The sequence below is a fragment of the Serratia ficaria genome (assembly GCF_900187015.1).
Classification (GTDB): Bacteria; Pseudomonadota; Gammaproteobacteria; order Enterobacterales; family Enterobacteriaceae; genus Serratia; species Serratia ficaria.
Map to the genome: position 1 here is coordinate 4,467,623 of NZ_LT906479.1, position 13,938 is coordinate 4,481,560.

The following is a 13,938-nucleotide window of genomic DNA, read 5'->3' on the forward strand; positions in this document are numbered from 1 at the left end:
CGCAAGGAATACCTTACCGTGATTAAGATTGAAGATTATCCGCTCACCCGGGTGCCGCAGGATAAAAGAGTGTCATTTTTAAGCGTGGCCATCGTGCATATGGGCATGCTGACCGCCCTCGATCAGTTTATGCTCGGCGCGGTGCTCGGCAACTCCATGACGCTGGGCGACGCCTTCAGCGCCATTTTCATCGGCAGCCTGATATTTGGCGTGGTGACCTACGGCCTGGGTCTGGCCGGCATGCGCGAGGGGATTTCCGGCAGCCTGCTGGCGCGCTGGTGCGGCTTCGGTCGCCTGGGGTCGGTGTTGATCGGGGTGGTGGTGGCCGTCAGCCTGCTGGGCTGGTTCGGTATCCAGAACGCCATCTTCGCCAAATCGCTCGACTTCGCCCTCGGCAACCGGCTGGGTTTCGGCCTGGCCGCCGGCCTGTCCGGCACCCTGTTGACCATCCTGGTGGCGTTCGGCTTCAAGGCGCTGCGCATCGCCGCGCGCATCGCGGTGCCGATGTTCATCATGCTGGTGGCCTTTATCTCCGTCACCGCGCTGTCCGGCCATAATCTGCAGGAAATCATTCAGTTGGCACCGCCGGGGGAACCGCTGACCATCAGCGCCGGCATCACCATCGTGGTGGGCGGCGCCATCGTCGCCAGCCTGATGACGCCCGATCTGACGCGCTATTCGAAAAACGGCAAGCACGTGCTCGGCGTGACGATCTTCACCATCGTCGCCGGCGAGTTCGTGGTCAACGGCCTGGCGATCCTGATCGCCAAAACGCTGGGCACCGCCGACGTGGTGACCATCATGTCACAGGCCGCCGGCGGCGCCGGCCTGCTGGTGGTGGTGTTCTCCACCCTGCGGGTTAACGATCTCAACCTCTATTCTTCGTCGCTCGGCATCGTCAACGCGGTGGAAGGCATCACCGGCAAGAGGCTGAAATACACCTACACCACGCTGGCGATCGGCATTCTGGGCACCACGCTGTCGGTGTTGGGCATTCTGGATCGCTTCGTGGATTTCCTGACGGTGCTCGGCGTCGTGTTCCCACCGATTATCGGCATCATGCTGGTGGACTATTACCTGCTGCGCAGCCACCGCAAAGTCCTGGATGACAGCCGCCGCGCCGGCCAGCTACCGGACCAAACCCCGACCATCGGCTGGGCGGCGATCGTCGCCAGCATCATCGGCGGCGTGGTCGGGCTGGTGACCGAATGGGGCGTGCCGACCATCAACTCGCTGCTGGCCGCCAGCCTGCTCTACTGGGCGTTCAAGCTGGCGTTCAGCCGGGCGCAAAAGCCGGCCGCCACGCTCTGATCTTGCGGTTACGCCGACCTGGCTGGCGTAAGAAACGAACGGGCCGTTTGCCAAAGCAAACGGCCATTAAAGAAGGGATTCCCTGGTGTCAGTAGCAAAATATCCTTGATACCCGGAGTATGGAAACGCCCCCCTCTGGGTTTTTTATTATAGAAGCCGGTAAATGATCGGTTGTTAGTGTTTTGATCATCAAGAAAAACTTCAGTATGGAAGAACATTAGCTCACAAAAACCGCTCCGGTCAACATAAAAGTAAACATAAAAACCCCTTTTGTGTTTACTTTTTTACGGTTGGTGGCTAATCGGTTGATTTGAATTGATTTATCATTTTACTGTATCCCGGGCATCGGCATCAGGTATCCGGCGGGTGGGCTCCCGCCCGTGGAAAAAGCTAATTCCAAAGGGTAATCAGCCAGTTACCCCTTAAAACCTGCATGTTTGGTCTGGACAATGCCAGCCTGTAAGATATAGTGAGGCCAGCGTAATTATTGTAAGGAATGCTAATGAAGACCACCAACGCACAGCGCAAAATCAACATCATCAAGAATATCGAATATCTGATGCGCACCCGGGGTGAGACCAAGGCTTCCTTCTCTAATCGCAGCGGCCTGACCCGCACCACCATCTATAAAATTCTCGACGGCCGGGTCAACAACGTACAGCAGGCCACCGTCAACCGAATTTCAGACTTCTTCGGCGTTTCCTGCGAAGAGATCGAAGACTACGATCTGGAAAAGCTGGAGCTGCTCAACGAAACGCTGTCGACCGAAGGCAATAAAAATCCCTCCGCCATTCCGGTGATCCCGCAGTCCGCCTATTTAGCCGTGGCGCAGCGCAAGATCGGGCAGCTGGTGACAGAGTTTCCTTTGACTTATTTTTTCGGCGATGAGTCGAATATGTTGGCAATGAAAATAGAGACCGAAATTAAAGGTTCATTTATTCCTGGCGAGATCATTATTATCAAACGCCCGCCGGTGCTGGTTTGCGATTCTCCTTTATTGTATCACTCGGGAAAAAACGGCTTCTTTGTGGTTAACGACAAAGAATATAGCGGCATGGATAAATTCCCTCAGGATACCGTGCAATTCCTGGGTTATATCGTTGGAGAAAGGCTATAAATGGAACCTAATCAAAAGTTCAAGCTGTTGGGCTTTACCCGGCATGGCACCATCGCGGCCAATGTCATGGTACTGGCCACCGGCAAAACCATCACCATGGGGCTGAACGAACTGGCCGACAGTGAAATATCGGAAGATCTGAGCCGGCATGAGCTGCAGGCGCTGTACCGCAAACTCTACGGCAACAATCAGCAGCAAACCGCCTATGAGCTGAGCGATCGCCATGAACGCTCCTGGTACGCTTACCTGATCATTACCGTGGCGCTCAGCGTGATTTATATCTTCTCCACCCTGTGCGGCGTCAAACCGGTGCAAATTCCGGTGCTGAACCTCATCACGCCCCCGGCCATTTTCATTTACCCGCTCACGTTCATCCTGGTGGATATCCTGAACGAGTTTTATGGGCTGCGGCTGGCCAGGCGCACCATTATCATCTCGTTTATGGCCAACCTGATCTTCGTGCTGGGCGTCTGGGTCACCACGCTGGTGCCGGCCATTCCGCAGTGGGAATACAGCGAAACCTATAACGGCATCGTGCACAGCATCATGGCGGTGCTGGTGGCGTCATCCGCCGCCTATTTGATCTCCGAGAACGTCAATTCCTACCTGCTGTGCAAAATCAAGGAACTGACCAATTCCCGTTACCTGTTCGTGCGGGTGATCACCAGCACCGTGGTGGCTTCGGCCATCGACAGCGTGGTGTTCTGCACCCTGGCGTTCTACAACGTCCTGAGCTGGGACATCATCAAAACCATGATCCTGTCGCAGTTCATGATCAAAGTGGTCTACGCGCTGGTGGGCGTGGGGCCGATTTACGCCGCCCGCAGCCTGTTTAACCGCTATATCAATACCGATCTCGCAAGGAGCAACGAATATGCATATCAAAAAACAAGATAAAATCACCCATCTTGGCGCCAACTCCGATTATCCGGATCAATATGCTCCCGAGTTGCTCGAAGCCTTGCCGCGCGCGCGCGGCCGGGATCTGATCGGCGTGGATGAAAATAACCTGCCGTTCGGCGGTTTCGATCTGTGGACCGCCTTCGAACTTTCCTGGCTCAACGCCAAGGGCAAGCCGGTGGTGGGCATTGGCGAATTCACCCTGCCTCACTCCTCCACCAACCTGATCGAATCCAAATCGTTCAAGCTGTACCTCAACAGTTTTAACCAGACGCGCTTCGACAGCGTGGAGCAGGTCAGCGCCGCGATGCGCCAAGACCTGTCGCAGGCGGCCAACGGCCAGGTCGGGGTTAAGCTCTATCCCGGGCTGGACGGCTACTCAGCGCAGATCGACCGCCTGCCGGGCGTGAATATCGACGATTTGGACATCGCCGTGGACGACTTCGCCTTCAAACCGGAATATCTGGATGGCGCAGCCGCCGACCAGGGGGAATGGGTCACGGAAACCCTGTCCTCCAACCTGTTGAAATCCAACTGTCTGGTCACCAATCAGCCGGACTGGGGCAGCGTGGTCATTCATTACGAAGGCAGAAAAATCGATCGCGAGCGCCTGCTGCGTTATCTGATCTCTTTCCGCCAGCATAACGAGTTCCACGAGCAGTGCGTCGAACGCATTTTCAACGACCTCAAGCAAAGCTGCCGGCCGGAAAAGCTCAGCGTCTTCGCACGCTACACCCGCCGCGGCGGCCTGGACATCAACCCGTTCCGCAGCGACTTCGAAACGGCGCCCACCCTCGGCCGCCTGATCAGACAGTAAATACCCCGCGATGCTCCCGTGAGGGAGCATTATTTTCCGCTGATTCATCTCTTTGTTATTTTTCGCCATTAACGTCGTTAACGACTATCTTCAAAGCATACTTCCGGAGATTTAACGACGCATGCCTGATTTTTCACGCAGGGAAATACTGCGGGCTGCCGCCATCGGATCGGCGTTTTCATTGCTGCCCGCCTCGATTCGCAAAGCGCTGGCCATTCCCGCCAATAACCGCACCGGCACCCTCAGGGATGTTGAGCACGTCGTGATCCTGATGCAGGAAAACCGCTCATTCGATCACTACTTCGGCACGCTGCCCGGCGTGCGCGGCTTCAGCGATCGCTTTACCATCCCGTTGCCCGGCGATCGCGCCGTCTGGCTGCAGCAGGGGGCCGATCGGCTGGTGCTGCCCTACCATCTGAACGGCAAACGCGGCAACGCACAGCGCGTCACCGGCACGCCGCACTCGTGGGTGGATGAGCAGGCGGCCTGGGACCACGGCCGGATGAGCGCCTGGCCCACCCACAAGACGCCGACCTCGATGGGCTATTACCGCCAGCCAGAGCTGCCGTTCCAGTTCGCTCTGGCCAACGCCTTCACCCTGTGCGACGCCTACCACTGTTCAATTCACGCCGGCACCAACACCAACCGCCTGTTCCACTGGACCGGCACCAACGGCCCGTCCGCCGCCGACGTCGCGGTGGTGGTCAACGAATGGGACAGCGCCGGCCCGGCGGACATCGGCTATCAGTGGAAAACCTATCCGGAACGCCTGGAAGCGAGCGGCGTCAGCTGGAAGGTCTATCAGTTTCTGCCGGACAACTTCACCGACAACCCGCTGGCGGGCTTTCGCCAGTACCGCGCCGCCAGCATCAAGGTCGGCAACCCGGCGTGGCCGCCGAAGGATTTCACCGCCTTCATGCCCTATAGCGATGCGCTTAACGAAGCGGCGCCGCTGTACAAGGGCAACGGCAATACCCTGCCGGCGGCGAGCGGCAACGATCCGGACGCGATGCTGGCCGGATTCCGCGCCGACGTGCGCCAGGGCAAACTGCCGCAGGTCAGCTGGATCATCGCGCCGGCGGCGTACTCCGAGCACCCCGATCCCTCCAGCCCGGTGCAGGGCGGTTGGTTCACCCAGGAGATCCTCAATGCGCTGACCGAACAGCCCGAGGTGTGGAGCAAAACCGTGTTGCTGGTGAACTACGACGAAAACGACGGTTTCTTCGACCATATGCCCTCGCCCTCTGCCCCTTCGCTGCGCGAGGACGGCAGCTTCGCCGGCAAATCGACGGTGCCGTTCGAAAGCGAAATCTTCCAGCACCCGGCGCCGCCGGGCTCGCAGGATCAGCCGCCGCCGGACGGGCGCATTTACGGCCCCGGGCCGCGGGTGCCGATGCTGGTGCTGTCGCCCTGGAGCCGCGGCGGCTGGGTCAATTCGCAGGTGTTCGATCACACCTCGGTGCTGCAATTTCTGGAGAAACGCTTTCAGGTGCACGAGCCGAACATCAGCGCCTGGCGGCGCGCGGTGTGCGGCGATCTCACCTCGGCGTTCAATTTTGTCGATCCGAACGGCGAGCCCTTGCCCGGCTTGCCGTTCACCAGCCGTCACGCCGCCGATGGCCTGCGCCTGCGCCAGGAAAAACTGCCTCAGGTGCCGCTGCCGCCGCCGGACAGCCGGCGGCTGCCGCACCAGGCCCGCCTGGCGCGCCCTTCGCGCGCGCTGCCCTACCGGCTGCACGTCGAGGCTACCGCCTACCCGGCGATGCAATGGCTGACGCTGAACTTGCTCAATAGCGGCGAACAGGGCGCGGTGTTTCACGTCTACGACTCGCTGGACCTGCAGCAGATCCCGCGTCGCTACACCGTCGAGGCCGGCAAGGCGGTCAGCGATAACTGGTCGACGGCGGATAAATACCATCTGTGGCTGCTCGGCCCCAACGGCTTCCACCGCACGCTGCGCGGCAGCCTAAGCCAACCGCAGCCGGAGGTGCGCCTGAGCCCGGCCGCGACCAGCCTGCAGCTGCTGCTGAGCAACCCGGCCGCCGAAGCGATAACGGTCACCGTAGACCGCTGCCCGTACACCCGGCAAGGCCCCTGGCAAATCGAACTGCCGGCGGGGGGCAGCCATCGCCAAACCTTTGACGCCCGGGGCAGCGGCGGTTGGTACGACCTTTCGCTGCATGCGCCGGGCGGTTGGCTGCGCCGGCTGGCGGGCCGTCTGGAGAACGGCGCGCACAGCATCAGCGATCCGCTGATGGGCAAGGAATAAGATATCCGCATCCGGGTGTTCAAAAAGCGAAAGGTTATGGATTATCATTAGCCACTTTATTCAACGCCCCGTTGCCAAGGATCCCCATGCCCGCTGTTCTCATTGCCCACGCCCGCCGCTGGCTGGCCGCCTGCGCCCTGCTGCTGGCCTGCGCCGCTCAGGCCGCGCCGATCGTCGTCACCGACGTCGCCGGCCGCCAGGTCACCCTGCCGCAACCGGCCAAACGGGTGATCCTGGCCGACGCCCGCGCGCTGCTGGCGCTCAACATCCTGCATCCGCAGGAACCGCTGAAAAACATCATCGCCTGGGATAACTCGCTGAAGGTGAAAGCGCCGGACCTGGTGGCGGCCTACGCGAAGAAGGTGCCGCAGGTGATGCAGATCCCGACCTTCGACAATCCTTACACCAGCGATTTCAGCGTAGAAAGCGCCGTGGTGCGCAAGCCGGACCTGATCATTTTCGACATCGGGCTGCTGACCAAGCTGAAAGACAGCGGCGTACTGAGCCAGCTGGAAAAAATCGGCATCCCGGTGCTGATTATCGATTTCCGCCAGCAGCCGTTGACCAACACCGTCGCCAGCATGCGGCTGTTGGGCCAGGTATTTGACGAACGGCAAAATGCCGACGCCTTTATCCGGCTTTATCAGCAACGGCTCGCGCTGGTGCGCCAGCGGGTGGCCACGCTGAAGCCGGAGCAACGCCCCAGCGTGTTTATCGAGCGCAGCGCCGGCATTAAAGGCGAACAGTGCTGCAACACCTTCGGCAAGGGCAGCTTCGGGCAATTTATCGATACCGCCGGCGGCAACAATATCGGCAGCACGCTGTTCCCGGACATGGGCGGCGAAGTGAACGTCGAACAGGTGATCGGCAGCAACCCGGACTTCTACCTGCTGACCGGCGCCGACTGGAGCCGCGGCCATCGCGGCACGCTGGCGGTGCCGCTGGGTTACGCCACCGATCTGGCCACCAGCCACCGAAAGCTGGCGGTGCTGATGAACCGCACCGGCCTTAACGTATTGAAAGCGGTAAAAGAGAAGCGCGTGATGGCGATTTATCATCAGTTTTACGACACCCCGCTGAATTTTATTGCGGTAGAGGCGATCGCCAAATTCCTGCACCCGGACTTATTTAAAGACGTTGATCCGCAAGCGGATATTGAAATGGTCCACCAGAAATTCACCGCGCTGGATTACAGCGGCGTATTCTGGATCACCCCGCAGTAATGTCTCCTCAGGGCCCGCCAGCCGGGCCCTGAAGTCCCTTTTCCGCCGTGCAGTTACCCGTTTAATTATCCCGCGACAACGCTATTTACTTGCCAATAATTATCATTAAGATTGTCATTTCCAAAAAACACATCCGGGTTTGAAACTTTTAAGGCATTATTATGTCAATTCTTTTTCGGCTTTCGCTGCTGGCGGCTTCCGTCGCCGTCGCGTTGCCTGTCCTTGCTGCTGATAACAAATCTCAAAATGACGCATCCGCCGACACCGTTACCGTGGTCGGCAACTGGTTGGACAATCCGGATACCAGTTCGGTGCTGCTCAACCACCCCGGCGCGCGCTCCATCGTGACCCAACAGCAGATGCACGAACAGGGCGACCAAACCGTCGCCGACAGCCTGCGCGGCGTGCCCGGCGTACAGGTGCGCGACAGCAACGGCACCGGCGGCAGCGACATCTCGCTCAACGTCGGCGTACGCGGCCTGACTTCGCGCCTGTCGCCGCGCTCCACCATCCTGATGGACGGCGTGCCGCTGGCGGTCGCGCCTTACGGCCAACCGCAGCTGTCGATGGCGCCGCTGTCGATCGGCAACCTGCAGTCGGTTGACGTGGTGCGCGGCGGCGGCGCGGTGCGCTACGGGCCGCAAAACGTCGGCGGCGTGATCAACTTCGTCACCCGCGACATTCCGCAAGCATTCGGCGGCACCGCCAGCGTACAGACCCAGGGCGCCAGCCACGGCGGCCTGAAGACCCTCACCAGCACCTCGCTGGGCGGCACCGCAGACAACGGCTTCGGCGCCGAGCTGCTTTACTCCGGCCTGCACGGCCAGGGCTACCGCGATAACAACGACAACACCGACATCGACGACTTCATGCTGAAAACGCGCTATGCGTTTACCGAGCGCGATGAGCTGCAGGCCAACTTCCACTATTACGACGCCAAATCCGGCATGCCGGGCGGCCTCAGCGCGGCGCAATACGCGCAGGATCCGTTCCAGTCCACCCGCCCCTGGGATCAGTTCGAAGGGCGCCGCAAGGACATGTCGTTCAAATACAAGCATCAGGAAGACGACAAACAGTTTGAGCTGCTGACCTACTTCACCGACAGCTACCGCGGCAGCAGCATCGAGTCGGAAGGCACCGGCAACAACGCCGGCATGAAGCGCATGGTTTCCTATCCGCGCCATTACTCCACCTGGGCTATCGAACCCAGCTATTCGCAGCTGTTCCGCTTCTGGGATATGGCGCACGAAATCACCCTCGGCTATCGCTACCTGAACGAAACCATGGATGAAAAGGCCTCGCGCTCCGCCTGGTACAACCCGGCGGACATCGGCTCCACGCCCGACACGCCGGATTATTATCAGCATACTTCGGGCGGCACCGCGGCCAACGCCTTCTATATCGACGACACCATCAACGTCGGCAACTGGACGGTGACCCCGGGCCTGCGCTATGAAAGCATCCGCACCCACGTCGACGACGCGTTCAACAACATCAGCCGCGAGAAGAGCTACAGCGAACCGCTGCCGTCGCTGAACGTCATGTACCACCTGTCCGACGCCTGGAAGCTGTTCGCCAACGCCGACACCTCATTCGGCAGCATGCAGTACTTCCAGCTGACCAAGGGCGGCAACGGCAACCAGCCGGCGCCGGGACTGACGGCGGAAAAAGCCCATACCTACGAGTTCGGCACCCGCTATGACGACACCGTCGTCAAAGCCGAAGCCACGCTGTTTTACATCGACTTCGACAATCAGCTGCAGTACATCAGCAACGATGTGGGCTGGACCAACCTGGGCGCCACCAAGCACAAGGGCCTCGAGCTGGCGCTCAGTTACGATCTCAGCGAGCTGAACCGCGCGCTGGACGGCGTAAGCGTCTACACCAGCTACACCTACACCAAGGCCAGCACCGACAAGGGCGACTTCGCCGGCAAGGACCTGCCGTTCTATTCACGCCAGGTGTATACCGTCGGCACCCGCTACGCCACCGGCAGCTGGGTGTGGAATCTGGACGGCTACGCGCAGTCCAAACAGCGCTCGCCGGGCAGCGGGCCGGAGTACATCACCCAGGAAAGCGCCGACGGCCAGTTCGGCGACATCGCCGGCTATATGGTGTGGAATATGCGCGGGGAGTATAACTTCGGGCCGCAGCTGTCGAACCTGACGCTGGGCGCGGGGGTGAAAAACCTGTTCGATCAGCGCTACTTCACCCGTTCCAACGACAACAACTTCGGCAAATACGTCGGCGAGCCGCGCACCTTCTTCGTGCAGGGATCGGTCGCGTTCTGACACCGCTGCCCCCGCCGGGGGCAGCGGTGTCACCGACAGTGCAAACGGAACAGGCGCGCCAGGTGCGCGCCCATCGGCGTCAGCGTGGTGTCCTTGCGCTGGATCAGATAAAACGTCGCCTGCGGCAGGTTCTCCTCCAGCTCGAGCGGCACCAGATGCTTGCCCAGTATCGGATCCGAGATCACGTCTACCGACAGGATGCTGACAAAATCGCTCTGCGCCACCAGGCTGGTGCAGGCCATGAAGGTTTCGCAGGTGACGCTGATCGACGGCGCCATGCCCAGGTCCCCGAACAGATCGTGCAACAGCCGGTAATAACTGCCTTTCGGCGTCGGCATGGTCCAGTCGCAGTGCTGCAGCTGTTTCAGCGACGTCGCCCCCTCCATCGGGTGCCCTTTGCGCACCACCACCCGATACTCTTTCTCCATCAGCCGTTCGTACTGCAGCTCGTTGTCCAGGCTGCTGGGATAGTAAGTATTGACGGTAAAATCCAGCTCGCCCTGGCGCAGCTCCGGGATCATCGACACCAGCTGCCCCTCGACGATGCGCACCTTCACGTTGGGATATTCGCGGTGGAACTGGGTGATCACCTGCGGCATCACGGTGCGCGCAATGCTGCCGCCGACGCCGATATTCACCGTGCCGCCCGCCAGCCCCAGCCGCTGCTGAATATCTTCCTGCGCCACCCGCAGCTCTTCGAGGATCAGGCTGGCGTGTTGGAAAAAGTTATCACCGCAGTCGGTCAGCACCACGCCCTGGCTGCGGCGAATAAACAGCTTGGCGCCCAGCACCTCTTCCAGCTCCTGAATGGCCTTGGTCAGCGCAGGCTGGGAAAGGCGCGAGGTGCGGCTGGCGGCGCGGATGCTGCCCTGGCGGCTGACGTCCACGAACGCACGCAATTGGTGCAATTTTATCGAGGCTGGCATAGGCGAAAGGTGATAACCGTTGTTTATCAATAGCAAGATATTGGCATCTTATTTAGCCGGATTCCATTGTGTACATTCGAAAAAAACACAATAAATAACCAAATTCTTATTTCGCTTAATTAAGCGCATCTTCTGCGCCGATAAGCGCCATTCGCGGCATTTAGTAACCAAATAAGCCTTTTTCTTTGCCATAGATTCACCGTCTGAGTTCAGTTCAGAGCATGACTGCTGCCTGGGGCCATCCAGCGCGCGATAACCGAAGAGATATCACAATGACGACTACGCTTTCGATGTTGGTAACCGACCTGTACCCGCAGCTGCAGGCCTGGCGCCGCGACTTCCATCGCCACGCCGAGTCAGGCTGGTTTGAGTTCCGCACCGCCACCCTGGTGGCGGAAGAGCTGGATCGGCTGGGCTACCGCCTGCAGCTGGGGCGCGAAGTGATCAAGGCCGAGGCGCGCATGGGGCTGCCCCCGGCCGAGGCGCTGCAGGCGCAGGAACGGCGCGCCCTCGAGCAGGGGGCGTTGGAAAAATGGCTGCCGCACTTTTCCGGCGGCTTCGCCGGCATCGTCGCCACGCTGGATACCGGCCGCCCCGGTCCGACGATCGCCTATCGCGTCGATATGGACGCGCTCGACCTCAACGAGCTGCAGGATCCCGAGCACCTGCCGTTCCGCGAGGGCTTCGCCTCCTGCAACAGCGGCATGATGCATGCATGCGGTCACGACGGCCACACCACCATCGGCCTGGGGCTGGCGCACGTCTTCAAACGTCTGGAGTCCCAACTTGGCGGCACCGTCAAACTGATCTTCCAGCCGGCGGAGGAAGGCACCCGCGGAGCGAAGTCGATGGTGGAGGCCGGCGTGGTGGACGACGTCGATTTCTTTACCGCGGTGCATATCGGCACCGGCGTGCCGGCCGGTGAGCTGGTGTGCGGCAGCGACAGCTTTATGGCCACCAGCAAGCTGGACGTCACCTTCCGCGGCGTCGCCGCCCATGCCGGCGCCAAACCGGAAGACGGCCGCAACGCCCTGCTGGCGGCGGCGCAGGCCACGCTGGGGCTGTACGCCATCCCCCGCCACAGCGAGGGCAGCTCGCGCATCAACGTCGGCGTGCTGCAGGCCGGCACCGGCCGCAACGTGATCGCCGATCGGGCGTTGATGAAAGTGGAAACGCGCGGCGCCACCAATGAGATCAATGCGTTCGTTTATCAGCAGGCGCTGAACGCCATCGAAGGCGCGGCAAAAATGCACGGCGTCGCCTGCGACATCGCGCTGATGGGCGCGGCGCAGAGCAGCAAACCGACCCAACCGTGGGTGGACTACATCCGCCGCCAGGCGCAGCAGATAGCCGAACTGAGCTCGGTGGTCGATCGCCGCGAACAGGCCGCCGGTTCCGAGGACGCCACCTACATGATGGAGCGGGTGAAATCCCGCGGCGGCCAGGCCTCATACGTGATTTTCGGCACCGAACTGAGCGCCGGGCACCATAACGAGAAGTTCGACTTCAACGAGCAGGTGATGCCGGTGGCGGTGAAAACGCTGGCGTCGCTGGCGCTGAACCTGCCGACATTCGGGAGTAAAGCATGAGCCATTCAGAGCCGCAGGCATTTATCAACGACTACATTGACCGGCACCAGCCCCGCTTCAGCGCGCTGAGCGACGATATTTGGGACCACCCGGAAACGCGCTTTAGCGAAACCTACTCCGCCCATCTGCTGGCCGATGCGCTGGAACAGGAAGGCTTCGCGGTTGAACGCGGCGTGGGCGATATCGACACGGCGTTTATCGCCAGCTACGGCAGCGGCCACCCGGTGATCGCGCTGCTGGGTGAGTACGACGCGCTGGCCGGGCTGAGCCAACAGGCCGGTTGCGCCACCCCGCAGCCGCTGGTGGAAAACGGCAACGGCCACGGCTGCGGCCACAATCTGCTGGGCACCGCCGCGCTGGCGGGCGCCTTCGCCGCCAAGGCCTGGATGCAGCAGAACCGGCTGACCGGCACCCTGCGCTTCTACGGCTGCCCGGGCGAAGAAGGCGGCTCCGGCAAAACCTTTATGGTGCGCGAAGGGCTGTTCGACGACGTCGACGCCGCGCTCACCTGGCACCCGGAAGGCTTCAGCGGCATGTTCAACACCAGCACGCTGGCCAACATTCAGGCGGCGTTTCAGTTCAAGGGCGTCGCCGCCCACGCCGCCAACTCGCCGCACCTCGGCCGCAGCGCGCTGGACGCGGTAACGCTGATGAACACCGGCGCCAACTTCCTGCGCGAGCACATCGTGCAAGAAGCGCGGCTGCACTATGCGGTCACCCATACCGGCGGCAGCTCTCCCAACGTGGTGCAGGCCGACGCCGAGGTGCTGTACCTGATCCGCGCCCCGCAGCTCGACCAGGCGCAGGATATTTACCGCCGGGTGATCGACGTCGCCAAAGGCGCGGCGCTGATGACCGACACCCAGATGGCGGTGCGCTTCGACAAGGCCTGCTCCAACTACGTGCCGAACCGCAGCCTGGAGCGGGCGATGTATCAAAACCTGCGTGATTTCGGGCTGCCTGCGTACAGCGACGCCGAGCGCCGCTTCGCCGCGGAGATCCGTCAAACGCTGAGCCGCGACGATCTGCGCAACGCCAAGCTGAATATCGCCCGCACCGGCGGCGCGGCCGGGCGCGAATGGGTGCAGCAGTTGGGGGATAAGGTGCTGATGGACCAGGTGGCGCCCTACGTGGAATCGGACGATCTGCTGTACGGCTCCACCGACGTCGGCGACGTCAGCTGGGTGGCGCCGACCGCCCAATGCTTCAGCCCCTGCTTCGCCCTCGGCACCCCGCTGCACACCTGGCAGCTGGTGGCGCAGGGCCGCACCGGCATCGCCCACAAGGGCATGTACCTGGCGGGCAAGGTGATGGCGGCCACCGCCGTCGATCTGCTGAGCGACAGCGCCCTGCTGGCGCGCTGCCGCAGCGAGTTCGAACGCCAGCGCGCCGAACAGCCGTACAGCTGCCCGATCCCGCAGGGGGTGAAACCCTCTCCGTTGAAATGAAGGTCAGGCCCGGGCAACCGGGCCGCTAAATATAACTATAAATAAAT

General features: G+C 61.2%; 10 protein-coding genes. 9 read left to right on the top strand and 1 reads right to left on the bottom strand.

Features of this window, described 5'->3' with window-relative positions:
- The first annotated feature begins 18 nt into the window (after positions 1-18).
- The 7 genes from CKW09_RS20955 (at position 19) to CKW09_RS20985 (ending at position 9,928) form a co-directional block, all read left to right on the top strand.
- Entirely contained in the window at positions 19-1,311 is a 1,293-nt protein-coding gene (locus tag CKW09_RS20955) for a cytosine permease (RefSeq protein WP_061797301.1), read from the top strand.
- 502 nt (positions 1,312-1,813) lie between these two features.
- Positions 1,814-2,428, top strand: coding sequence for a helix-turn-helix domain-containing protein (locus CKW09_RS20960; RefSeq protein WP_061797300.1), 615 nt, complete (start codon positions 1,814-1,816; stop codon positions 2,426-2,428).
- A complete protein-coding gene (locus tag CKW09_RS20965) occupies positions 2,429-3,325 on the top strand; it encodes a queuosine precursor transporter (protein ID WP_061797299.1) in 897 nt (298 codons plus the stop codon).
- Positions 3,303-4,145 (top strand): NADPH-dependent 7-cyano-7-deazaguanine reductase QueF, encoded by an 843-nt coding sequence (queF, locus tag CKW09_RS20970; RefSeq protein ID WP_061797298.1) that lies wholly within the window; start codon positions 3,303-3,305, stop codon positions 4,143-4,145. The genes CKW09_RS20965 and queF overlap by 23 nt, the downstream gene beginning before the upstream one ends.
- Before the next feature lie 121 nt (positions 4,146-4,266).
- On the top strand, positions 4,267-6,414 hold the full coding sequence (locus tag CKW09_RS20975) for a phosphocholine-specific phospholipase C (protein ID WP_095099249.1): 2,148 nt from the start codon (positions 4,267-4,269) through the stop codon (positions 6,412-6,414).
- 86 nt (positions 6,415-6,500) lie between these two features.
- A complete protein-coding gene (locus tag CKW09_RS20980) occupies positions 6,501-7,637 on the top strand; it encodes an ABC transporter substrate-binding protein (RefSeq protein WP_061797295.1) in 1,137 nt (378 codons plus the stop codon).
- Positions 7,638-7,798: 161 nt separating this feature from the next.
- On the top strand, positions 7,799-9,928 hold the full coding sequence (locus CKW09_RS20985; protein ID WP_095099252.1) for a TonB-dependent receptor family protein: 2,130 nt from the start codon (positions 7,799-7,801) through the stop codon (positions 9,926-9,928).
- A gap of 29 nt (positions 9,929-9,957) precedes the next feature.
- Here CKW09_RS20985 and CKW09_RS20990 read toward each other — a convergent pair whose 3' ends face one another.
- Complete coding sequence (locus tag CKW09_RS20990) at positions 9,958-10,854, bottom strand: LysR family transcriptional regulator (RefSeq protein WP_095100286.1); 897 nt, start codon at positions 10,852-10,854, stop codon at positions 9,958-9,960.
- A gap of 272 nt (positions 10,855-11,126) precedes the next feature.
- On the opposite strand from CKW09_RS20990, the gene CKW09_RS20995 reads away from it, so the two are divergent.
- Together CKW09_RS20995 and CKW09_RS21000 are read left to right on the top strand one after the other, a co-directional pair.
- On the top strand, positions 11,127-12,443 hold the full coding sequence (locus CKW09_RS20995) for a M20 family metallo-hydrolase (RefSeq protein WP_061797291.1): 1,317 nt from the start codon (positions 11,127-11,129) through the stop codon (positions 12,441-12,443).
- Positions 12,440-13,891 (top strand): M20 family metallopeptidase, encoded by a 1,452-nt coding sequence (locus CKW09_RS21000; protein WP_095099255.1) that lies wholly within the window; start codon positions 12,440-12,442, stop codon positions 13,889-13,891. Before CKW09_RS20995 ends, CKW09_RS21000 begins: the two co-directional genes overlap by 4 nt.
- The last annotated feature ends 47 nt before the right edge of the window (positions 13,892-13,938 follow it).